Here is a 21,442-nt window from a genome sequence, read left to right as displayed (position 1 = left end):
GCTAGCGGACACCCCTGCTAGCGCTAGCAGATCCCCTAGCACCCCACACTCACCCTGGCCAGGGCTTTAGCAGATAGCAGCCCACGGCCAACCGCGCCCGAAAACTCCCAAAGGAGCGGTTTGTGACCCCCATTGCCGCGCTGCTAGCCGCCCTCTCCCTACTCCTCATTGTCGTCACTTTCTGTTACATCCTGCTGTGCTGGGTCCGGCCGTTCGGTGCCTGCCCGCACTGCCACGGCACCGCCCGCACCGAGAGCCGCTTCACCCGCCGCACTCGCCCGTGCCGGCACTGCGACCACACCGGTTTGCGCCTACGCGCCGGCCGCCGCGCCTACAACACGCTCCGCCGGCTCCTGCCCTGACACCACCCCAGGGGACCCGCCATGACCGTCCTGCTCACCCTCGCCGCCCTCGCGCTGCTCCTGCTCGTCCGGCCCGCACGGATCGCCCTCGACGCGATGGGCCGCGTGGTCCGGGCCATCCGTCGGCCCGCCGCCGCGCTGGCCCTGCTCGCCCTCGCCGCTCGCGTCCCCGGAGCGGTCGGCCACGCCGCGACGACCAGCCTCTACACCCTCGCCGCCGTCGCCGCCCTGGCCGCGGCTGTCGTCCTGACCGCAATCGTGCTGCGCCTGCGCGCGTCCGCCTGACCGGAAGGAGCCCTACCCGTGGCTAACGAGACCCCGCTGACCGTCGTCGGGAACCTCACCGCGGACCCGGAGCTGAAGTTCACCCCGGCCGGGGTGGCGATGTGCCGGTTCACCGTCGCGTCCACTCCGCGCCGCTTCGACAAGACCACCAACCAGTGGGCCGACGGCGACCCGATGTTCCTGACCTGCACCGCCTGGCGGGCCGCCGCCGAGCACGCCGCCGACTCGCTGGCCAAGGGCATCCGGGTCATCGTCACCGGCCGCCTGCGTCAGCACCACTGGACCACCGACGCCGGAGAGCACCGGTCGATGTTCGGCCTGGACGTCGACGAGGTCGGCCCGTCGCTGCTGTTCACGACCGCCACCGTCACCCGCACCGCCCGTGGCGCCGCCCGACAGGCCGATGACGCCTGGTCCACCGCCACCCCGGCCCGCATTGGCGGGGGCGCCGGTGACCGGACGGAGCAGGGCTACAGCGAGGAACCGCCGTTCTAGACCCGCCCCGCCCACGGCGGCAGAGCAGGGGGCAGGCCTGGCCGGACCCCGGACGGCCTGCCCCCGCACCGGCCCCATCCCCTGAAAGGAGTCCCGTTCCATGACCACGATCGCGTCCGGCATGCTCGCCGTCGCGCTCAACGCCGCGTTCCGTGGCTGGCACGTCCTCCCACTGCGCCCCGGCCGGAAGATCCCTCTCGCCCACGATGCCGACCACTGTCCCCGTACCGGCCCCTGCTCCGACGGGCACCGCACGTGGGAGCAGCGCGCGACCCGCGACCTGGAGCAGGTCGAAGCGCACTGGTCGGCCCACCCGCACCACGGGGTGGGGATCGCGACCGGCCCGTCCGGGCTGGTCGTGGTCGACCTCGACACCCCTAAGCCCGGCGACCCGCCGTTGCCCGCCGCCTGGCAGACCGAAAAGGTCCGCACCGGCGCCGATGTCCTGACGTTCCTGGCCCGGCGCGCCGGGGTGGAGATCCCCCGGACGTACATGGTGCGCACCGGCCGCGGGGGCTGGCACCTGTACTACGCCGCCCCGGCCGGCGCCCGGATCGGCAACACCAGCCGGACTCTCGGCCCGTGGATCGACACCCGCGGATGGGGCGGACAGGTCGTCGCCGCCGGCACGGCCGTGGCCGGACGCACCTACACGACCGTCCGGGACCTTCCCATCGCCCCGCTGCCCCCCGCCCTGTTTCAGCCCTTGGTCACCCCGCCCCGACCCGCGCCTCGGCCGGTACGGGTGGCCCTGCCCGCCGGGCGCCGTACTGCCTATCTCCGGGCCGCGGTCGGCCGCCAACTCGCCTACATCACCGACGCCAGCACCGGCACCCGGAACACCGCCCTCTACCGCTCCGCCGTGGCCCTGGGCCAACTCGCCGCCGGTGGCGCGCTCACCGACACCGAGGTCACCGACATGCTGAAACAGGCTGCCGAAATCCACATCGGCACCGACGGATTCACCTGGGCCAGCGCCGACGCGACGATCCGTTCCGGTCTGCGCGCCGGTGCGGCCCGACCCCGGCGGATACCCGCATGACCCCCCGCCCGCCGGCCGACGGTGCCGCCATCCTCGACGCGCTCCGGGCCGCGCTCGTGCGGTACGTCGTCCTGCCCTCGCTGCAGGCCACCGATGCCGTGGTGCTGTGGATTGCCGCCACCCATGCCCAACCCGCGTGGGCGCACGCGCCCCGCCTGGTCATCCGGGCACCGGAGAAGCGGTGCGGGAAATCCCGGCTGCTCGACGTCGTCGAAGCCACCTGCCACAACCCGCTCATCACCGTGAACGCCTCCACTGCCGCCATCTACCGGTCGATCGACGACGACCCACCGACGCTGCTCGTGGACGAAGCCGACACGGTTTTCGGCGGGAAGTCCGCGGACACCAACGAGGATCTGCGTGGACTGCTCAATGCCGGTCACCAGCGCAACCGGCCCGCTCTGCGGTGGGACAACGTCGGCCGCCAACTGGAACGCTGCCCGACGTTCGCCATGGCCGCACTCGCCGGAATCGGCGCCATGCCCGACACCATCGAAGACCGCGCCGTCGTCATCCGCATGCGCCGCCGCATGCCTGGAGAGACCGTCTCCCCCTACCGGCACCGCCGCGACCGGCCGACCCTGCGCACCATCGCCGAAAGCCTCTCCGCCTGGCTCCGCCCCGACCTCGCCGCACTGGAACAAGCCGAACCCGCCATGCCCGTTGAGGACCGGGCCGCCGACACCTGGGAACCACTGTTCGCCGTCGCCGAGCACGCCGGTGGCCCCTGGCCCGACCGGGCACGCCGCGCGGTCGACGTCCTGACCGCCGAAGCGGACGAGGGGGAGGAGACCTCCCTACGGGTCCGGCTCCTGCTCGACTGCCGCCGCGCGTTCGGCCCGGACACCGAACTGCCCACCGCCCGACTACTCCAGCGGCTCAACGGCGACCCGGAAGCGCCCTGGGCGGAACAGGGCCCGGCCGGTCTGACCGGCCGCCGGTTGGCTGTCCTGCTCCGCGACTACGGCATCCGCTCCGCGAACATCCGCTTCCCGGACGGCAGTCAGGCCAAGGGCTACGAACGCGCCGCGTTCATCGACGCATGGGCCCGCTACTGCCCACCCGAAGACCTCCCGGCGGACGTCACGTCCCATCCGTCCCAAGCGTCCCCGCGCTGGTCAGGCCGGGACGGATACCCGCCCTGGGACGGATCGATCCGTCCCACCACCGCCATCCGTCCCGGCCTGACCAGCGTCGGGACGCTTGGGACGAGTGGGACGGATACCCCGCCGGCACCCACCACGGCGCCGGTATGACCGGCCACCCGATCCCGGCGCGCGCTCCGCCTGACGGCAGGCCAGACCCGCCGCCCTCCGTCGCCGCTCTGCCCCGGGAGCCCAGACCATGCCCGCCGCCCCGACCACGGTCCTCCTCACCGTCGAACAGGCCGCCGCACAGCTCACGATCGGCCGCACCACCCTCTACGCCCTCATCCGCACCGGCGCGATCACGTCCGTCCGGATCGGCAAGCTCCGCCGCCTGCGCCCCGCCGACCTCGCCGCCTACACCGCCCGACTCAGCGCCTGACCCGACCCCGGGGCGCGGTGACCGTCTCGCCAACGCCACCCGCCGCGCCCCGGGGCCTCACCCCAAGGAGCCACCCGCCATGCCCCGCAAGCGCAAGGAAGGCACCCGCGCGCCGAACGGCGCCGCATCCATCTACCTCGGAACGGACGGCCGCTGGCACGGCAGGGTCACGATGGGTGTCCGCGACGACGGGCGCCCCGACCGCCGGCACGTGAACGCCAAGACCGAAGCCGAGGTTCGCCGCAAGGTCCGCGACCTGGAGAACGACCGCGACACCGGCCGCACCAACCGCCCCGGCCGGAAGCCGACGGTGGAGTCGTGGCTGTCGCACTGGCTGGAGAACATCGCCGCGCCGTCCGTCCGGCCGAAGACCTACGCCGGGTACCGGACCGCCGTCCGCCAGTACCTCATTCCCGGGTTGGGGGCACACCGCCTTGACCGGCTGGAGCCGGAGCACATCGAGAAGCTGTGGGCCAAGCTGCTGGGCAGGCTCAAGCCCGCGACCGTCCACCAGGCCCACCGGACTCTCCGTACCGCGCTGGACGAAGCGCTCAGGCGGGGACAGATCGTCAAGAATCCGGCCACGCTCGCCAAAGCGCCACGGCTGGTCGAAGAGGAGATCGAGCCGTTCACGGTGGACGAGGCGAAGCGCATCCTCGCCGTCGCGGCGGACCGCCGGAACGGCGTGCGCTTCGCGCTGGCTCTCGCACTCGGTATCCGTCAGGGCGAGGCACTCGGTCTCCAGTGGCGCGACCTCGACGCCGCGGCGGGCACGATCACCATCCGCCGGGCGATCCAGCGTCACACCTGGCGGCACGGCTGCGAAACGGCCTGCGGCAGGAAGCGGGGGGCCGACTGCCCGATGCGGCGTGGTGGCGGTCTGGTCGTGGTGGAGACGAAGTCGCGTTCCGGTCGCCGCACCATCGGCCTTCCGGCGCCGCTGGTGGCCTGGCTCAAGCTGCACCGGCAGAAACAGCAGGTGGAGCAGGAGACGGCCGCCGATCTGTGGGCCGGCGGGGGTTGGATCTTCGCTCAGCCGACCGGCCGCCCCATCGATCCGCGCGCCGACTACCAGGAATGGCGCGACCTGCTCACCGTCGCGGAGGTCCGCGCGGCGCGGTTGCACGACGCGCGACACACCGCGGCGACCATGTTGCTCGTCTTGAAGGTGCCCACCCGCGCCGTCATGGACGTCATGGGCTGGTCGCAGGCGAGCATGGCCACCCGCTACCAACACGTGCCCGCCGAGGTCCTGACCGGCATCGCCGATCTGGTCGGCGGACTGCTCTGGCTCCCGTCCGACTTGGACCGGGACGAGGGGGGCCAGGGCGAGGGAGACGACGGGCCCGGCGGAGTGCCCGTTCCGGCGCGGTAGGGAGGTACAACGAGACCAGGACTGAGACCACGTGGGCCGTCGGACATCCGGCGGCCCGCGAGGTTCGGCGTGGGGTCCGGGGCTCGGCCCCGGGGCAATATGGCGCGGGAGCTGGGGAGTAGATCCAAAAGGATCTACGAACAGGAAGATCCCGATCGCGTGCCCCCGGTAGGAATCGAACCTACGACCTACCGCTTAGGAGGCGGTCGCTCTATCCACTGAGCTACGGGGGCGTCGCCCGGCGATGTTACAAGGGCGCGGGGTGGGGTCTGACGCCAGGTGGGCGAGCCTCGACGGGCGCACGAGATCGCTCCGTGGGCCCCGGGGCCGCCCAGAAGCGGATCACGGAACCACGCAAGCCTACGCATCGGGACGCCCCGGCGGAAGTGCCATCGGCCCCCAAGGCCGGCGGGGCTGCTGGTCGGTGGCCCGGACGAGGTGAGGCGTACCAGCTGACCCGCCCGGGCGCTGCGGCTCGGGGTGGTGCGGCCGGGGGTGTTCAGCCGATCTGCTCGGCCATCTCCACGAGCTCCTTGCAGCGGGGGCAGATCGGGTAGCGCTGCGGGTCCCGCACCGGCTCGAACTTGTACCCGCACAGGGCAGTCACGCGACCCCCTTCGATGGAGGCGCGGACGATCTCCTCGCGGCGCGCGTAATGGGAGTGGTCGTCCCCCTCGTCAGTGCGGGTGTCCGACGTCTCCGGCGCGATCTGAGTGGTGCTCATACTCTTGAGTGTAGGTAATCGCTCCGGTCTCGCCGACGCACCCGCGTGGTGGAGGCCGGGCGCCGCGGGAGCGCGCGGCGCCCCGTATCGACTGGCGCCGCGGTGGCGGCACCGGGTGGCGATGCGGCGATGATGTTGGCGATGCCTGATGATGCTCGCTGTACCCCGCAGGGGGCTGGTCGTGTGCTGCTTTGGGACGGATGTCGGCTACATCACTGGTAGGTGTTGCCCGGCTACAACCCGAAGGGCCAGGTCAGAGCCTTGGTCAACAGTAGGTGCCCGAGCGGGTACCCTGGGTCGATGAGGAGTGGTTGGGCCCGTTGGTGACGGCGGGGATCAGCCATACCACACACCGACACCAGGACGCAGAGGAATGTGGCTCCTCCTGTAGGGCGTTACAGCGTACTCTGGTTGCGGACGAAGGAGACCGGTGACTGGACTGATCGACAGTACCGAGATGTACCTCCGGACCCTGTACGAGCTACGGGAGGAGGGCATCACCCCGCTGCGCGCGCGCCTGGTCGAGCGCCTTCATGTGAGTGCGCCGGCGGCCAGTGAATCGACCGCGCGGCTGGCGAACGAGGGGCTCGTGGCCCTCGCGGATGACCGGACCGTGCAGTTCACGGAGAAGGGCCTGGTCAGGGCGACCGCCGTCATGCGTAAGCACCGCCTCGCGGAGCTGCTGCTGACGAAGATCATTGGCCTTGACTGGGCACTGGTTCACAACGAGGCGTGTCGCTGGGAGCATGTGATCTCGGACGAGGTCGAGGCCCGACTGACCGTCCTTCTGGGTGATCCGAAGCGGTGCCCGTTCGGCAACGAGATCCCCACCTCGCTGGAGACGGCGGAGCCGCCAGGCGCGGCCCCGGTGAGCATGCTCACCTCCGCCGAGCGGAACGGGGGCGGTCGCAAGGCCGTCAAGGTGAGCTGGATCTCCGAGCGCCTTCAGACTGACGAGAACGCGATGCGCACGCTTCGCGACGCGTCGGTTGTTCCCGGCGCCGAGCTCTCGCTGGACGCCCGAGGTGACCGGCTGTACATCGCCAGGCCGGGCGGTGAGGCGGAGGCGGAGATCACGCGGAACACCGCGGCCCTCGTCTACGTCGACCGCTGACCTGACGGCAGGGCCCTGGCGCGCGTCTCCTCACAGCGGCCGCGCCAGGTGGCAAGTGATGTGATCACTGGTTCTGCGTCGCCGAGGTGGCCACAGCATCGTCGATCGTCAGTCGTCCTCTCAGCCTTCGCAGTCAGCTCCACCATCGGGCCGGGCCTTCGGGTTCGGCCCGATGGTTTTTCCGCAGAGGACCGTGAGATGCAGGATCTGCCTACGGAGCTCCCAGACCAGCCGGGCGCCCGGCGCGCCGGGCCCTGACCGCGAGGGTTTCCTGGGCCCGGCAGCCCGGCAGCCCGGCAGCGGCCCCTGGCACACCCGGACCGGGTGTGCCAGGGGCCGCTGCGGAGGGGATCAGGCTCCGGGGCGTACGCCGCCCTGGAAGGACGACCACCAGACGTCCTCGATGCGGATGACCTCACCGGTCCGCGGCGCGTGGATCATCTGGCCGCCGCCGATGTAGAGGCCCACGTGGTACAGGTCCGCGCCGAAGAAGACCAGGTCGCCGGGGATCAGCTCGGCGCGGGAGACGCGGCGGCCGGCCGTCCACTGGTCGCCGGTGTAGTGCGGGATCCCGACGCCGGCCTTGCCCCAGACCCACTGGGTGAGGCCGGAGCAGTCGAAGCTGTTCGGGCCTTCGCCGCCCCAGACGTAGGGCTTCCCGAGCTGGGCGTGCGCTTCCTGGACCGCGCGGGCGGCACCGCCGCTGCCCCCGGTGGGGGGTGGTGCGGCGGGCAGGACGGGGGCCGCGGCGAAGGCGGAACCTGCTGTCGCGACGAGGCCGGCCTCGCGGGTGAGACGTTCCCGTTCGGCGGCCGCCTCGCGGGCGGCCTGGGCGGCGGCGGCGGCTTCGGCGGCCTGGCGGGCCCGCAGCGCGGCCGCCTCCCGTTCGCGGGCCTCGCGTTCCAGTTCGGCATGCCGGTCGATCAGCGTGTCCAACAGGCCGTGCTGCTCGGCCGCGGAGGCCTCGAGGGCCCGGCGCTGCCCGGCCAGTGAGTCGACGAGGCGCTGGCGGCTGGCGCGGGTCTCGTCGGCGGTGTCCTTCGCTTCGGTCTGGTCGTGGCGGGCGAGGCGCAGATCGGCCTGGGCGGCCCGCTGCCGCCGGGACAGCGCGTCGACGGCGCCGGCGCGGTCGAGGGCGGTGCGGGGATCACCGGTGAGCAGGATGGAGAGCTGCTCGAGGCCGCGTGAGCGGTAGGCGGAGGTTGCGAGCCCGCGGTGCCGGGCGGCCGCGGTGCGGACGGCCGTGTCGGCGGCTTCGAGGCGTTCGCGGGCCGCGGCGGCGGCGCGGTCAGCCTCGGCGAGGCGGATGCGTTCGGCGTTGTAGCGCTCGGCGGCCACGGACATCTGGTGGCCGAGTTCGTCGATGCGTTCCCGGGTCGCCGCGATCTGCGCGGTGACGGCTCCGAGGTCGTCGTCCTGGCCACCGCTGCCCCCGCCCCCGCCGTTGCCGCTGTCGCCGCTGTCGCCACTGTCGCCGCGGGGCTGCGGGCCGGGCTCGGCCCGGGCGATTCCTGCCCCGAGCCCGGGGGCGGGCCCGGGGCCGATCCCGGTCAGGGAGGGCCCGACGGCCAGGATGCCGACCAGAGCGACGAGCGCCGGGCGCACGCTCCGTGAACCCCCGGCCGGTGTTACGGGCGCGCCGCGAGGATTCCTGCCGGTCGTAGGATTGTGCGCACTCCCGTCCTCAATACCCGATATGCCACCTGACATGGATGAATCAGGTGTAGATATACCCGATTGGGGGATAGTGCTGGTCTCGTGGGGCGGGCTGCCGGCGCTATGCCAGCCCTCCGCCGGAACACCCGTCACGACGCCGCACCGTAACTCTGTGCAGTTGTACAGTCACGGAAGCACGCCGAACGACACGGAGGGTCTCGGAACGCCCACTGGGAGCCCATGCCTGGCGCGCATGAACCGCCCAATTAATCGATTTCACATGTCGGAAACAGGATAGACACTAGGACGGAACAGATCTTATCGACCCTTCGGCCGGAGGGTCCGGGACGAGCGCAGCGTGGCCGGGGACCGGGTAGCGCAGGTCCGCGCGGTGGGCGCGGGGGGAATGACAGGAGAGACATGGACGAATTGAGCTCGGGCGATACCGCGTGGGTGCTGATCAGTGCCGCGATCGTGCTCTTCATGACGCCCGGCCTGGCGTTCTTCTACGGCGGCATGGTCCGTGCGAAGAATGTGCTCGGCATGCTGATGCAGAACTTCTTCTGCATGGGCATGATCAGCCTGGTGTGGTCGGTCATCGGCTTCAGTCTCGCCTTCGGCGAGGGTAACGGCTTCTGGGGCGGTTTCGACTTCTTCGCGCTCCAGGACCTGTCGGCCGGTGACGGCGCGATCCCCTACGTCGCGTTCGTCGCCTTCCAGATGATGTTCGCGATCATCACCCCGGCGCTGATCACCGGGTCGAGCGCGGACCGGATGAAGTTCAGCGCCTTCGCCGCCTTCGTGACGCTGTGGTCGATCTTCGTCTACTCGCCGATCGCGCACTGGGTGTGGGCCGGCTCCGGCTGGCTGTTCGAGCGGGGCGCACTCGACTTCGCCGGCGGCACCGTCGTCCACGCGAACGCCGGTATCGCCGCGATCGTGCTCGCGGTGTTCCTCGGCAAGCGGCGCGGCTGGCCGGGCGGTGACTTCCGTCCGCACAACGTGCCGTTCGTGCTGCTGGGCACCGGCATCCTGTGGGTCGGCTGGTTCGGGTTCAACGCCGGCTCGGCGCTCGGCGCGAACAAGGTCGCGGCCTACGCGCTGATCAACACCCAGATCGCGGCGGGCGTGGCCATCCTCGGCTGGATCGCGATCGAGGTGCTGCGGGACGGCAAGGCCACCACCCTCGGCGCTGCCTCGGGCGCGGTCGCCGGCCTCGTGGCCATCACCCCTGCCTGCGGTTTCGTCTCCCCGATGGGCTCGATCGCCATCGGTCTGATCGCCGGCGCGGTCTGTGCTCTGGCCACCTCGATCAAGGGCAGGGTCGGCATCGACGACTCGCTCGACGTCGGCGCCGTCCACCTCGTCGGCGGTGTGCTCGGTGCGCTGCTCACGGGCTTCTTCGCCACCCTCGACACCAACGAGGCGGGCAAGGACGGCGTCTTCTACGGCGGCCCCTGGAGCGTCGTCGGCGAGCAGGCGCTGGCCATCGGCGCGACTCTCGGCTACTCCGCGGTCGTGACCGCGCTGATCGCCCTGGCCATCAAGTACACGATCGGCCTGCGGATCTCCGAGGAAGAGGAGGAGCAGGGCCTCGACGAGGCGCTACACGGCGAGACGGCCTACCGGCTCACCTCCATCGGCGGCAGCAGCAGCGGCCACAAGACCGTCGCCGCGGCCCGGGTCCCTGAGGAGGTCCAGGCATGAAACTCGTCACCGCAGTGATCAAGCCGTTCAAGGTCGACGACGTGAAGACCGCGCTGGAGGGTCTCGGCGTCCATGGCCTGACCATCTCCGAGGTGCAGGGATACGGGCGGCAGAAGGGCCACACCGAGGTCTACCGCGGTGCGGAGTACAAGGTCGATTTCGTCCCGAAAATCAAGATCGAGGTTGTCGTGGACGACGAGGCCGTGGACGACCTCGTCCGCGCGATCACGACGTCCGCGCAGACCGGCAAGATCGGTGACGGGAAAGTCTGGGTGGTACCCGTCGAGGCAGTTGTCCGCGTACGGACCGGTGAACGGGGCTCGGACGCTCTGTAAACCGTCGAAAACAATCTGGGGGCGCGCCTGTCACGGCGCGCCCCCTTTTGTTTCGGCGCAGTCACCAGAGGCCGCGCCCGACCGTTCGCTGGTCGTGGCGACGGTCCTGTCGTCAGGATCGGCTTCGGCTGGTCTCAGCCGGGAGTTCTCGGCTGCATATCTGCGGACAGCGCGCCGGAAAGCGTGCGGGAGTGCCAGGCTGGGGGCCGGGGGGCGACCAGAGGACCAGAACGGACAGGGGTGGCCGGTGGACGCGAGACTCCAGGCCCTGCGGGGCCGCGCGGATGCCCTTCCCGGAGTGACCGGGCCGGCGCTGCGGGCCGGCCTGACCGACCTCGCCGACGCCGCGCTCGCCGAGCTCGTCGGTGAACCAGGTCCCGGAACCGCTCTGATCGCCGTCGGCGGCTACGGGAGGTGCGAGCCCGCGTTCGGCAGCGACCTCGACCTCGTGCTCCTCCACGATGGCCGCCGGCGGGACATCTCGGCGCTCGCCGACGCCATCTGGTACCCCCTGTGGGACGCCGGAGTCGGCCTGGACCACAGCGTTCGCACCGTCGACGAGGCGGTGTCCGTCGCCGACTCCGATCTGAAGGCGGCGATGGGCCTGCTCGACGCCCGCCTGGTCCGCGGTGACGCGGCCCTCGCCGAGAAGCTTGTCGAACGGGTTCGGTCCCGCTGGCGGTCCCGGGCGCCGCGCCGGCTGCCCGAGCTCGCCGCATCGGTCGCGGAGCGCGCCCGCCGCAACGGGGAGGTCGCCTTCCTTCTCGAGCCGGACCTGAAGGACTCCCGGGGCGGCATGCGTGACGTCCACGCGCTGCACGCGCTCGCCGCCGCCTGGGTCGCCGAGGAACCGCCGGAGCGGGTGCGGGAGGCCTACCGGGTGCTGCTCGACGTCCGGGGGGAGGTGCGCCGGCTCGGCCAGGGCCGCGGGCAGGATCGGCTTCTCCTCCAGGACGGCGAGACGATCGCCGCCGCACTGGGCTACCCGGACTCCGTCGCGCTCTCCCGGGCCGTCGCCGAGGCGGGCCGCGCGATCTCCTGGACCTGGGACACGACGTGGTACCGGGTGGCGTCGGCGCAGCGGTCGAAGATCGGGGCGCGGCTGCGCAGACCGGTCCGCCGCCCGCTGGACGAGGGCGTCGTCGAGCAGGACGGGGAGATCCAGCTGGCCCGGGACGCCGACCCCGCCAGTGACCCCGGCCTCGTACTGCGCGCGGCGGCCGCCGCGGCGCGCACCGGCATCCCGTTCGGCCGCTACGCGATCGACCGGCTCGGTCAGGAAGCACCCCAGATGCCGGTGCCGTGGCCGGAGGCGGCGCGGGACGACCTGGTCAGCCTGCTGGCGACCGGTGACGCGGCGATCGGGGTGCTGGAGTCCCTCGACCAGGTCGGGCTGCTCGTCCGGCTGATCCCCGAGTGGGCGGCGGTGCGCAGCCGGCCGCAGCGCAATCCCTACCACCGCTACACCGTCGACCGGCACCTGATCGAGGCCGCCGCGCGGGCCGCCACCCACACCCGGGACGTCGACCGCCCGGACCTCCTGCTGCTCGGCGCCCTCCTGCACGATATCGGCAAGGGATACCCGGGAGACCACACCGACGCCGGCATCGTGGTCGTGCGGGAGCTGGCACCCCGGCTGGGCCTCCCCCCGGAGGACACCGAGGTCCTCCTCGCGATGATCCGCCACCACCTGCTGCTCACCGAGGCCGCCACCCGGCGGGACATCGACGACCCCGTCACGATCGAATCAGTCGCCACCGCGGCGGGCAGCGTCCGCGTCCTCACGCTGCTGCACCGGCTCACCGAAGCCGACGCGCAGGCCACCGGCCCGACCGCCTGGAACGCCTGGAAGGCGCGCCTCGTCTCCGATCTCGTGCACCGCGCCACCGCTGTGCTCGATGGCCGGGAACCACCCTGCCCGCCGGCGCTCAGCGAGCGCCAGGCCGCCCTGCTCGCCCTCCCGGGGGACCTCACGGTGCAGGTCAACCCACTCCCGGACGACGCCATGTTCGAGATCGTGGTCGTCACCGCCGACGACCGGGTCGGCCTCCTGGCCACCACCGCCGGCGTGCTCGCGCTCAGCCGGCTGGACGTCCGCCGCGCCTCGGCCCGAAGCTCCGGCGGGCGTTCCCTGCTCCAGGCGGCCGTCGCCGCGCCGCACGGGGAGCGTCCGGACCAGCGGCGCCTCCAGGAGGACCTGCGCAGCGCCCTCACCGGCGGCCTCGACGTCACGGCGCGCCTCGCGGGACGGGAACAGGACTATGCCGCGGCTCGCCGGAGGAACACACCCGGCCCACCGCAGGTCATCTTCGACGACTCGGGCTCGGTGACCGTCGTCGAGGTGCGGGCCCCTGACCGCGCGGGCGTGCTGCACCGGATCGCCCGTGCGCTCGCAGAGGTCGGCCTGGACGTCCGCACCGCCATCGTCGCCACCCTCGGGCTGGACGTCGTCGACGCCTTCTACATTGAGGACCCGGCTACCGCGGCGGGCCAACCGGCAGGGCCGGATCTCGTCACCGGAACAGGCCCCGCCACCCGAACGGGCCAGTCGGCGTCGAGGCTGAGCATCGAGCGGCGGGCCGAGGTGTCGTCCGCGATCCTGGTCGCCCTCACGGCGAACGAGGCCAGCGTGGCCTCGTAGCCCAGCGTGGCCTCGTAGCACGGTCGGGGCACGCCGTGGAGGCCGGAACGGGCACTGACCGACGACCGTGCAGACTGCCGTTGGCCAGCGAGGATGGCCGGCGTGCCCCGAGGCGAGTGGGTCGACGGCCGCCCCTGGCCGCCCTCGGCCAGGTGTGTCGCGCTCGGCACGGGAGGGCTGGGGTCAGGTCCGCTGGCCGGGGCGCTATGATTGGGACGCACCTTCAGGAGGCTTCGCCTAGTCCGGTCTATGGCGCCGCACTGCTAATGCGGTTTGGGTCTACAGCCCATCCGGGGTTCAAATCCCCGAGCCTCCGCCCTTCGCGGTCGGGCCCGTCCACGTCGGACGGGCCGCCGACCAGACACTCCTCTTACGCCCGCTGAGATGCGAGCTGGTGGCCCTCACGTCACGTCGGCGACCATCCACAATGCCGGGAGATGGCCGCGGCGGCCCGCCGGCGGGCGCTGTTGAGCATGTACGCGATCATGCCGACCGGCTGGGCGTCAGCAGCAGAAAGCCGCCCTCGACGGCTGCACCCCGTCAGCACCGCGCTCCCGCGGCTGTAGGGCACGGGGACGTCCGCGACTCGCGAACCCGCAGTCCCCCCTCAAAGCGAGCGGCCTGATCCAACCGGTGGTCCCGCTCAGGTGGCGACGGCGCCGCGGCCTCGTCGTCACCGCGGAAGGCCGTCGGCACCCCGACCGAGCCGATCGTGATCGTGGGAAGACCGGGAGATGCCTGGCCCAGCCGGCAGGAGTGCGCGGTGAGCCGTCGAACGCGGGCAGCCAGTAACAGCGGCTCGAGACGTGGAGCGCGGTGATCCCGGCGGCGGTGAGCGAAGTGAGCGGCGCGTCGAGGCCAGCCCGGTGAGAACTGGCGGGTCAGGGGCGCCATCACGAACCGGTTGGCCACCTCGCCGTTCCGGTGCGGACGACCGTGACTGCCTGCCGAATTGGGAATTTCTTTGCAGTTCGCCATAAGGTAGCCAGCTGCGCATTTCTTGGTAGCCGACTCGTCGCGTTGTGTGAAAATCGAGTCGAGTGTCCGGATTGTTGTGGGCGTCCGTGACCAGTTGGGACGTATTCCGATTCTGTGTGTCCGAAGGAGTAACCGGCGTGCCCGGAAGCAACAACCGCAACAGGTTCACTCGCGCAGGCAGGCGGGTGCCCCGGCTCGGCCGGCGGCTCGCACGGATGCGGGCGGCCGAGTGGCGTGATCACCTCACGACCGTCGCGATCAACGCCGTCCTTCTCGCCGCCGTGATCTACGGGCTGGTCGCGCTGCTCGGCGAGCGCGCCGCGGACGACGGGTCCGGCGACTCGGAGCAGCCCGTTTCGGGAGCCGCCGACCCTGCCGACCCTGCCGGGCCGTCGAGGACGGCCTCTCCGAGCACCGGCGCAGTCGTCGAGTTCCCGCAGGAGGACTACCAGCCTGGCCGGTGCTACTCCTGGCGGCAGCACGTCGACTCGACCTCGACCCAGGTCGTTCCCTGCGCGGGTGTCCACTACTTCGAGGCGGTCGGCGACACCGATATCCGGCCGGATGACGTGAGGGCCGGCGCCTATCCCACTCCCGAGCAGTGGGATGCCCTCACGCAGCAGTACTGCCTGCCCATGATCGAAAAATTTCTGGGTCACCCGCTCGACCCCGCCGGGCGCTTCTCCGCCGGACTGATCCGGCCTCAGGAACCCGGCTGGGATATCGGTCAGCGTGCGATCACCTGCGGCATCACCGCCGGTATGATCGAGTTCGATCCGCCTGCGTTCCGGCCGTTCGAAGGCAGTGCCCGTGGCGCTGACCAGGCCGTCATACACACGGCCGGAACCTGTTTTCGTCAGACCGACGAAGGCAGGCTCGTCGAGGTTCCCTGCGACACGCCTCATCACACGCAGAGCATGGGAGCCGTGAGCGCGCCGGAGACCCCGGACGGCTCGGTGCCGTCCGACGCATGGCTCGACGAGGTGCTCGGAACGCAGTGCGCCGACCTCGTCGAGCCCTACCTGAAGATCGGCCGTTTCGGCGACGCACTTGTGGAGCCGCAGTGGAACCCGATCGCGCCGGAGAGCTGGCGTGCGGGAAGTCGCCGCACGACCTGCTTCATCGGATTCGCTGACAAGACCGGCTCCCCCATGGCGGTCAACGGAGCCATGACCGCGCCGGCCACCTGAGACGCCGTGCCGTCTCAGATCCGAGGCTCCGAAACCAACGTCGGCCTACCCGAAACCAACGCCGGCCTACCTGAAACCAACGTCGGCTTACCCGGAGACGGCGGCCGACCTCATGTGGTGGTGCATTCCGGCCCTGGGTACCAGTTCAGTCTCGACAGCTTGGAGAAAGCGTGACGGGGCTCGTCGCGGATCCCTGGAAGAGGCCGGTCCGAGTCGGCCGGCCCTCGGGCCCAGGCCGCCCCAGCAGACGCTGGCAGGCCAGCGGGCGACCCCGCCTCCCCGACAAGGGAAACCCCTGTCACAACCCGTTCTCCGAGGCCCGGGACGGCGGTGGCACGGTGGCGGAAGGACGTGGTGACAGGCAGCCATCACTTTCGCGCCTCATACGGACGTCCAACGGGCGAGATCGTCGGGGGTGTCCAGGTCGGCTGGGTCACCGCGGACGGGTACGGCGTCGACCAGGTCGGTGTGGGCGTCGAGGAAGCGGCGGGCACCCTCGTCAGGGCTGGCGAGGGCGATGGCCGCGTGCCACTGGTCCGATGCCATGACGATCGGGTGGCCGCGGCGGTCGCCATACCGGCCGATGGCGATGCGGCCGGGCCGCCAGGCGGCGGCGACGGCACGGATCGCGTCGCCGCTGACGCCGGGCATGTCGACCAGGAGGAGGGCGATCGCGTCGAACGGGGGCGGGTGGGGGTCGGTGGCGGCGGCGAGTTCCAGCGCCAGGGCGAGGGAGCTGCGCAGCCCGCGCTCGGGGGCCGGGTTCACGACGCACTCGGCGCCCGGCACCGCCGTCCCGGCGCGGACGACCGCGATGATCCGTGCGCAACCTGCGTCCCGGGCTGCCTCGACGGCCCGGTCCACCAACCGCGCGCCGCCGATCCGCAGCTCCGCCTTGGGCGTGCCCATCCGGCTGCCGCTGCCCGCCGCGAGCACGGCCGCGACGACCCGGGCGCCGGTGCGTGGGCCGCTGCGTGGCCCGGCACCTGGGCCGGGACGGGGCGGCCCGGATCCGGCGACGCCGGGAAGGTGGCCGGTCATGCCGGCAGGGTAGCGCTGTGACGCCAGGCGGCGCCGGCTGCGGGCGGCTGCGGGTGGCTGGCGGGCCGATCCGCCACGGCACGGTTGAGCTGCTGCTGCGGTCCGGTGATCTTCAATCGTGTGGACCTGATTCCTGTTAGTCTCCGGCCGTGCTGTTCGCCTTACGCTTTGACTTCCGTAATCCGGATCTAGCCGGTACATCCATGGCCGACCGTTACGCGGCGGCCCTTGACATGGCCGAGTGGGCAGACCAGCTCGGCTGCGTGACCATCGCGGTCTCGGAGCACCACTCCTCGCCGGACGGCTATCTCCCGAGCCCGATCCCGATGCTCGCCGCGATGGCCGCCCGCACGAAGAACGTCCGCTTCCTCGTCGCGGCACTGATCGCGCCCTTCTACGACCCGCTGCGGCTCGCCGAGGACCTGATTGTTCTCGACAACATCAGCAAGGGCCGGGTGGACCTCATTGTCGGAGCGGGGTACGTCCGCGAGGAGTTCGCGATGTACGACGTTCCGATGAACGAGCGCGCGAAGCGTGTGACAGAGACGATCAAAACGCTGAAGGCTGCCTTCAGCGGGGAGCCGTTCGAGCACCGCGGCCGGACCGTCCACGTCACGCCCTCGCCGCACCGCCCCGGCGGCCCGTCCCTCCTGCTCGGTGGCAGCAGTGAGGCGGCGGCCCGCCGCGCCGCGCGTATCGCCGACGGTTTCATCCCGGCGCTTCCGGAGATCTGGGAGTTCTACCGCGACGAGGTCCAGAAACTCGGCCGTCCGGATCCTGGTACGTCTCCGGTCGGGATGAACAAGGTGGTGGCGCTGGCCGAGGATCCGGAGGACGGCTGGCAGCAGATGGCGCCGTACTTCTTCCATGAGACGAACGCGTACGGCGCCTGGCAGGCCGAGAACAACGTCGCCTCGCCCTTCCACTCGAAGTCCGGGCTGGAGCAGCTGCGTGCCAGCGGGCAGTACCGGGTGCTCACTCCTGACCAGCTGGTAGCCGAACAGAAGGAGGCGCCGTTCCCCTTCGTGCAGTTCCATCCGCTCTGCGGCGGTATACCGCCGGAAGCCGCCTGGTCGAGCCTGCGCCTTTTCGAGCGTGAGGTTCTGCCGAAGTTCTCCTAGAAGTTCTCCCGGCGTCGCCGCGCCGGGTTTCGTGCCCCGAAACCCGGCGGCCGGTCGGACGACATCGGTTCCGTCGTGCCGCATGCCATCGCCGTGGGGGCTTACCCGCGGCTGGCGCCGGTCGCGGTCATGACGGGCCGGGCCGGCGCCGGGGCCGGGGCGCGGCACCCGGCCCGGCTCGGTGTCGCGTCACTCGGCGCCGTGCTTCCTGGCGTCGGGCTGGTCGCTGTCGCGCGTCCCGGTGCCGTCTCGCTCGGCGTCGGCGTCGGCACTCAGGTGAGTGGCCGCGTCGATGTCCGAGCGGCAGCCGTGGTTGTGGCCTCTGTCGTGGCCCGAGAGGTCGGGCATGGCGTCAGGCCCCGTCCGGGCGCAGCGCACCTCGCCGGGGTGGGCCACCCGGCCTCTCGCCCGGTTCCGCCGGGCCGGGCTCCGCCCGACCTCACCCCGGGTCACGCGCGGGTCGGACAGGCCACGTAGCCGTCCTGCCTGGTAGGAGTGGCACAGGTCGCGGCGGCTCACAGCGGCGCGCCCGCCGGTGTCACGCGGACGACCCGGAAATCGTTTCCGACGATCCGCCCGTACATCTCCGCCGACATCGGCCCGGGGAAGGTTCCCACCACGGATGTGGGAGCGCCCGCCTCGTCGAGCAGAACGACCGCGTAGGCGACCGGCGTCGACCATCTCACCCGTGGGTCGTGTCGGGCCTCGCTCCAGCTTTCCTCGGACGGCGGATGAAGTGGGCTCGGCGTGGTCACTTCCGCCTCGCCAGGGCGAGAAATGATTCAGCTTCTTTGGAGAAATCAAGCCGTTTCTTGTCGACGTTGCCGGCGGGGCCGGCGACCTGCCTGTTCCCTGTCATGTCCTGTGCTCCGGTTCGGCGCGGTGACTGCTGGACGACGTCCTCCCTCCCTGCGTTGACGGTCCCTGAAGACCGACCGAAAAGGGAGGGTGTGAGAGGCGTCATACTGCGGAGGGAAGATGCGACACAGAGCCACAGGAAGGCCGAATGCGGCTCAGGCGACGGAACCGGGTCGCATGGCACCATCAAAGCAGGAGATCAGCGGACGAACGGCGGCGGAGCGGGGGCTCGGTGTTGCGGATGCAGGGGTGTGACAGCAGTCAGACCGGTTGGACACAGTCGGCGGCGAACCAGAACCGGGGATCCCGGGTGGACGATGTGAGGGACATGCAACCTCGTCTCGCCAGCCTGCTGGACGCCATCGTCCAGTACAGGAAGGCTGCTGGGCTCAGCCAGGCCCAGCTCGCCAACCGGGTGCGTTACCAACCGAGTTACCTCTCGAAGGCCGAGCGCGGCCTGCTGGGCGTGCCGTCTCAGTCGCTCGTGAGCGCGATTGACGCGGAGCTGAAGGCAGGCGGCGCGCTCGTCGAGCTGCGGCGGCACGCCTGGCTGGAGGACAAGGGAGGTCAGGCGGGCGTGACCTGGATGGAGGTCTCCAAGGAGGTGGACATCACGGATCGCCGACAACTCATCGTCGGAGGCAGCGCCGCGGCGGTGGTGCCCGTCGCCGTCGCGTCCGCGACGATGTCGAGCGCGTCGGCCGTGCCTGCCCCCCAGCCCGCGGCCCCGGTGGCTCCCGGAGCCCAGGCGCGGGTGCGCAACGAGCTGGCCGGGCGGTGGTGGACGTCCTGGCAGACCTTCCGGGACGGCGAGGAGATCCACTCCTCGCAGGAGGTCGCGGTGAGCCACACCGGCGACCATCTCACCATCGAGGCGGTCTCCCGCGGGCTGGCCCTGGAGTCCGGCGGGTATCTGTGGTCGGGGGAGCTGAGGCTCTTCGACAACGAGATCCTCATGGGCTGGTACGCCGCCGCGGACGGGCCGGTGCGGTCGAAGGGCACGCTGTTCCTGTCGCTGCACCCGCACGGCGACCGACTGACCGGGCGCTGGGTGGGGCTCAGCTACGACGGGTTGTTCATCGAGGGCTGGGGAACGATGGCGCGCTCGGAGGAGGTCTCGATCTCCCTGCTCGAACGCCTGCGGAAGCAGCACTCGTGACTGTCCCGGCGCGGTCGCACCGGGTGCGGACGGGCCTCGGTGCGACGGCTGCCGGTCTCCGGGGGAGGAGCCGGGCCGCCGTCACCGAGGTCGTCCGGCCACAGCCGTCCGCCGGGCGGCTCAGCGTGACGCGCGGATCGACTCCCGCAGCGAGCTCAGTGTCGCCGCAATCGCCGTGGGCTCGTAGCCACAGTGCGCCATGCAGTTGTCGCAGCGTGGGTCACGACCCCGGCCGTACGACTCCCAGTCGGTCGTTTCCAGCAGCTCCTTGTAGGAGCTGGCGTAGCCGTCACCCATCAGATAGCACGGCTTCTGCCAGCCGTACAGGGAGTACGAGGGAATCCCCCAGGCGGTGCAGGCAAAGTCGACCTTGCCCTCGAGGAAGTCCAGGAAAAGCGGCGAGTGACTGATGTTCCAGCGCTCGCGCCGTCCGTCGGCGAACGCCTTGCGGAAAAGCTCCTGGGTCTCCTTGACCCCGAGGAACCTGTCCTGCTCGGGCGCCTTCTCGTAGGCGTAGGCGGGCGAGAGCATCATCCCGTCGACGTTGAGGTCGTTGTTCAGGAAGTCCAGCACCTCGATGACGGTCTGCGGGGTGTCGGTGTTGAAGAAGGTGGTGTTGGTGGTCACCCGGAAGCCGCGGCGCTGCGCATCCTTGATGGCGTCCACCGCCTGGGCGAACACGCCCTTCTTCGCCACGGACTCGTCGTGCCGCTCCTCGAGGCCGTCGATGTGGACGGCGAGCGACAGGTACGGCGACGGGGTCAGCTTGTCGATCTTGCGTGGCAGCAGCAGCGCGTTGGTGCAGAGGTAGATGAACTTCTTGCGCTTGACCAGGCCTTCCACGATTTTTTCGATCTCTGGGTGCATGAGCGGCTCGCCGCCAGCCAGGCAGACGACGGGGGCTCCGCACTCGTCGGCGGCGGCGAGTGCCTGCTCGACCGGCATCCGCTGCCGGAGGACATCCGCAGGGTGCTGGATCTTGCCGCAACCCTCGCAGGAGAGGTTGCACGCGAAGAGCGGCTCCAGCTCCAGGGAAATCGGGAACTTGTCCCGACGTGCGATTTTCTGCTTCAGCAGATACATGCCGACCTTGATCGCCTGACGCCGCGGAATGCTCATGTTCACCCTTCCGGTGTTGATCTATGTTCGCCTTGTGGGTGGAGTCGCGATGCCGTGCCGCTCCCTGTCAGTGTAAGTAGCCGACTTATCTGATCCAGGAAAAATCCTTCGATGAGACTTACTTAACCGGCCGGCGAAGGATCTTCTTTCCGTCCTGTTATCCCGCAAGCCGCCCGGTCATCGGTTCGAGGCATCACGTACATCCACCCGGCAGGCGTCACGGCTGTATTTCGTCTCGGGTCGCGGCCCGCCGGAAGTCGGTCAGGAGCGTCGAGCCCGTCGAATCGACGGACGTCCGACCTGCCTGCGTGCGGACCGGTGGAAGACCGTTTCCCGGCCGACCGGGCCGCCCGAAGCATGTCGCCTGCAACGACCGTAACAAGGCGATGGAGAAGCGGTGGCGCTCGATGGTGCCGGGTCATCGGGCCGAGGGGGCACCGTGCCATCCGGCGGCGGGTCGCGGGCGGGCGATCGTCCGGTGCCGCTGGTCTGAAGTGCCCGGTCACAAGGCGCGTGGGTCACCGTCGGGGCAGAGGCGTCCGGCTGTGGACCGGTGCTGTCCAACCAGCCAGCGCGGCCGTCGTCGATACCTTTCCAGGGGGGCCCGACAGAGCAGGCTCAGGCGACGGCGAGAGGGCTGCGGGGTGTATGCAGTTCGGCCCCGCAAATGCGACGGCTGCCGTCGGGGCGGGCCCTCGTGTGGGCCGTCCCGA

General features: G+C 71.0%; 20 protein-coding genes and 2 tRNA genes. 15 read left to right on the top strand and 7 right to left on the bottom strand.

The genetic code is table 11. The features are described 5' to 3' along the window. Positions 1 to 122 precede the first annotated feature (122 nt). From B207_RS0121320 to B207_RS0121290, 7 genes are all read left to right on the top strand, one after another. On the top strand, positions 123 to 362 hold the full coding sequence (locus tag B207_RS0121320) for a hypothetical protein (protein ID WP_018638625.1): 240 nt from the start codon (positions 123 to 125) through the stop codon (positions 360 to 362). A gap of 21 nt (positions 363 to 383) precedes the next feature. Continuing rightward, positions 384 to 647 carry a hypothetical protein gene (locus B207_RS0121315; RefSeq protein WP_018638624.1) on the top strand — a complete coding sequence of 88 codons (264 nt, stop codon included), beginning with the start codon at positions 384 to 386 and terminating at the stop codon, positions 645 to 647. Positions 648 to 665: 18 nt separating this feature from the next. Further along, positions 666 to 1,142 carry a single-stranded DNA-binding protein gene (gene ssb / locus B207_RS0121310; RefSeq protein WP_018638623.1) on the top strand — a complete coding sequence of 159 codons (477 nt, stop codon included), beginning with the start codon at positions 666 to 668 and terminating at the stop codon, positions 1,140 to 1,142. Positions 1,143 to 1,242: 100 nt separating this feature from the next. Beyond that, positions 1,243 to 2,184: a bifunctional DNA primase/polymerase gene (locus B207_RS0121305; RefSeq protein ID WP_018638622.1), complete on the top strand. Its 942-nt coding sequence runs from the start codon at positions 1,243 to 1,245 to the stop codon at positions 2,182 to 2,184. Next, positions 2,181 to 3,440, top strand: a complete 1,260-nt coding sequence (locus B207_RS0121300; protein WP_026311291.1) for a DUF3631 domain-containing protein — start codon at positions 2,181 to 2,183, stop codon at positions 3,438 to 3,440. Before B207_RS0121305 ends, B207_RS0121300 begins: the two co-directional genes overlap by 4 nt. 88 nt (positions 3,441 to 3,528) lie before the next feature. Beyond that, positions 3,529 to 3,711 (top strand): helix-turn-helix domain-containing protein, encoded by a 183-nt coding sequence (locus tag B207_RS0121295; protein WP_018638621.1) that lies wholly within the window; start codon positions 3,529 to 3,531, stop codon positions 3,709 to 3,711. Positions 3,712 to 3,790: 79 nt separating this feature from the next. Then, the gene (locus B207_RS0121290) at positions 3,791 to 5,086 is read left to right on the top strand and encodes a tyrosine-type recombinase/integrase (protein ID WP_018638620.1); all 1,296 of its coding nucleotides are present in this window, start codon (positions 3,791 to 3,793) and stop codon (positions 5,084 to 5,086) included. Positions 5,087 to 5,246: 160 nt separating this feature from the next. Here B207_RS0121290 and B207_RS0121285 read toward each other — a convergent pair. After that, positions 5,247 to 5,319, bottom strand: a tRNA-Arg gene (locus tag B207_RS0121285). A gap of 266 nt (positions 5,320 to 5,585) precedes the next feature. Beyond that, positions 5,586 to 5,810 (bottom strand): DUF3039 domain-containing protein, encoded by a 225-nt coding sequence (locus B207_RS0121280; RefSeq protein ID WP_018638619.1) that lies wholly within the window; start codon positions 5,808 to 5,810, stop codon positions 5,586 to 5,588. A gap of 430 nt (positions 5,811 to 6,240) precedes the next feature. Here B207_RS0121280 and B207_RS0121275 point away from each other — a divergent pair, with 430 nt between their 5' ends. Continuing rightward, complete coding sequence (locus B207_RS0121275; protein ID WP_018638618.1) at positions 6,241 to 6,924, top strand: metal-dependent transcriptional regulator; 684 nt, start codon at positions 6,241 to 6,243, stop codon at positions 6,922 to 6,924. A gap of 351 nt (positions 6,925 to 7,275) precedes the next feature. Here B207_RS0121275 and B207_RS0121270 read toward each other — a convergent pair whose 3' ends face one another. Next, positions 7,276 to 8,529, bottom strand: coding sequence for a C40 family peptidase (locus tag B207_RS0121270; protein WP_018638617.1), 1,254 nt, complete (start codon positions 8,527 to 8,529; stop codon positions 7,276 to 7,278). 471 nt (positions 8,530 to 9,000) lie between these two features. On the opposite strand from B207_RS0121270, the gene B207_RS0121265 reads away from it, so the two are divergent. From B207_RS0121265 to B207_RS0121245, 5 genes are all read left to right on the top strand, one after another. Then, positions 9,001 to 10,287 carry an ammonium transporter gene (locus B207_RS0121265; RefSeq protein WP_018638616.1) on the top strand — a complete coding sequence of 429 codons (1,287 nt, stop codon included), beginning with the start codon at positions 9,001 to 9,003 and terminating at the stop codon, positions 10,285 to 10,287. Further along, positions 10,284 to 10,622 carry a P-II family nitrogen regulator gene (locus B207_RS0121260; RefSeq protein ID WP_018638615.1) on the top strand — a complete coding sequence of 113 codons (339 nt, stop codon included), beginning with the start codon at positions 10,284 to 10,286 and terminating at the stop codon, positions 10,620 to 10,622. The genes B207_RS0121265 and B207_RS0121260 overlap by 4 nt, the downstream gene beginning before the upstream one ends. Positions 10,623 to 10,869: 247 nt before the next feature. Then, positions 10,870 to 13,263 carry a [protein-PII] uridylyltransferase gene (locus tag B207_RS0121255; protein ID WP_018638614.1) on the top strand — a complete coding sequence of 798 codons (2,394 nt, stop codon included), beginning with the start codon at positions 10,870 to 10,872 and terminating at the stop codon, positions 13,261 to 13,263. Positions 13,264 to 13,489: 226 nt separating this feature from the next. Further along, positions 13,490 to 13,579, top strand: a tRNA-Ser gene (locus tag B207_RS0121250). A 799-nt stretch (positions 13,580 to 14,378) separates the two neighbouring features. Further along, positions 14,379 to 15,431, top strand: coding sequence for a septum formation family protein (locus B207_RS0121245; RefSeq protein ID WP_230205146.1), 1,053 nt, complete (start codon positions 14,379 to 14,381; stop codon positions 15,429 to 15,431). A gap of 381 nt (positions 15,432 to 15,812) precedes the next feature. Here the strand turns inward: B207_RS0121245 and B207_RS0121240 are convergent, their stop codons facing one another. Beyond that, positions 15,813 to 16,472: a nucleotidyltransferase family protein gene (locus tag B207_RS0121240; RefSeq protein WP_018638612.1), complete on the bottom strand. Its 660-nt coding sequence runs from the start codon at positions 16,470 to 16,472 to the stop codon at positions 15,813 to 15,815. A gap of 149 nt (positions 16,473 to 16,621) precedes the next feature. On the opposite strand from B207_RS0121240, the gene B207_RS0121235 reads away from it, so the two are divergent. After that, positions 16,622 to 17,593 (top strand): LLM class flavin-dependent oxidoreductase, encoded by a 972-nt coding sequence (locus tag B207_RS0121235; RefSeq protein WP_026311290.1) that lies wholly within the window; start codon positions 16,622 to 16,624, stop codon positions 17,591 to 17,593. Positions 17,594 to 17,782: 189 nt separating this feature from the next. Here the strand turns inward: B207_RS0121235 and B207_RS39960 are convergent, their stop codons facing one another. Next, on the bottom strand, positions 17,783 to 17,941 hold the full coding sequence (locus tag B207_RS39960; RefSeq protein WP_154675513.1) for a hypothetical protein: 159 nt from the start codon (positions 17,939 to 17,941) through the stop codon (positions 17,783 to 17,785). 167 nt (positions 17,942 to 18,108) lie between these two features. Further along, entirely contained in the window at positions 18,109 to 18,348 is a 240-nt protein-coding gene (locus B207_RS39955; protein WP_026311289.1) for a hypothetical protein, read from the bottom strand. A gap of 413 nt (positions 18,349 to 18,761) precedes the next feature. Between B207_RS39955 and B207_RS0121220 the strand changes: the two genes are divergently transcribed. Further along, entirely contained in the window at positions 18,762 to 19,610 is an 849-nt protein-coding gene (locus tag B207_RS0121220; protein WP_230205145.1) for a helix-turn-helix domain-containing protein, read from the top strand. 120 nt (positions 19,611 to 19,730) lie between these two features. On the opposite strand, the gene hpnH is transcribed toward B207_RS0121220, so the two are convergent. After that, positions 19,731 to 20,729, bottom strand: a complete 999-nt coding sequence (gene hpnH, locus B207_RS0121215) for an adenosyl-hopene transferase HpnH (RefSeq protein ID WP_018638608.1) — start codon at positions 20,727 to 20,729, stop codon at positions 19,731 to 19,733. Positions 20,730 to 21,442 lie beyond the last annotated feature (713 nt).

The sequence above is a fragment of the Parafrankia elaeagni genome (genome assembly GCF_000374165.1).
GTDB classification, from domain to species: domain Bacteria; phylum Actinomycetota; class Actinomycetes; order Frankiales; family Frankiaceae; genus Parafrankia; species Parafrankia elaeagni.
The sequence above is the reverse complement of the archived record's forward strand: the minus strand, read 5'-3'. Positions and strand labels throughout refer to the sequence as shown.

Bases quoted from the DNA above. Each gene is read 5' to 3' on its own strand.
- B207_RS0121315 (WP_018638624.1), top strand. From the start codon at position 384: ATGACCGTCCTGCTCACCCTCGCCGCCCTCGCGCTGCTCCTGCTCGTC.
- B207_RS0121305 (WP_018638622.1), top strand. From the start codon at position 1,243: ATGACCACGATCGCGTCCGGCATGCTCGCCGTCGCGCTCAACGCCGCG.
- B207_RS0121300 (WP_026311291.1), top strand. From the start codon at position 2,181: ATGACCCCCCGCCCGCCGGCCGACGGTGCCGCCATCCTCGACGCGCTC.
- B207_RS0121295 (WP_018638621.1), top strand. From the start codon at position 3,529: ATGCCCGCCGCCCCGACCACGGTCCTCCTCACCGTCGAACAGGCCGCC.
- B207_RS0121290 (WP_018638620.1), top strand. From the start codon at position 3,791: ATGCCCCGCAAGCGCAAGGAAGGCACCCGCGCGCCGAACGGCGCCGCA.
- B207_RS0121280 (WP_018638619.1), bottom strand. From the start codon at position 5,810: ATGAGCACCACTCAGATCGCGCCGGAGACGTCGGACACCCGCACTGAC.
- B207_RS0121265 (WP_018638616.1), top strand. From the start codon at position 9,001: ATGGACGAATTGAGCTCGGGCGATACCGCGTGGGTGCTGATCAGTGCC.
- B207_RS0121260 (WP_018638615.1), top strand. From the start codon at position 10,284: ATGAAACTCGTCACCGCAGTGATCAAGCCGTTCAAGGTCGACGACGTG.
- B207_RS0121240 (WP_018638612.1), bottom strand. From the start codon at position 16,472: ATGACCGGCCACCTTCCCGGCGTCGCCGGATCCGGGCCGCCCCGTCCC.
- B207_RS39960 (WP_154675513.1), bottom strand. From the start codon at position 17,941: ATGCCCGACCTCTCGGGCCACGACAGAGGCCACAACCACGGCTGCCGC.
- hpnH (WP_018638608.1), bottom strand. From the start codon at position 20,729: ATGAGCATTCCGCGGCGTCAGGCGATCAAGGTCGGCATGTATCTGCTG.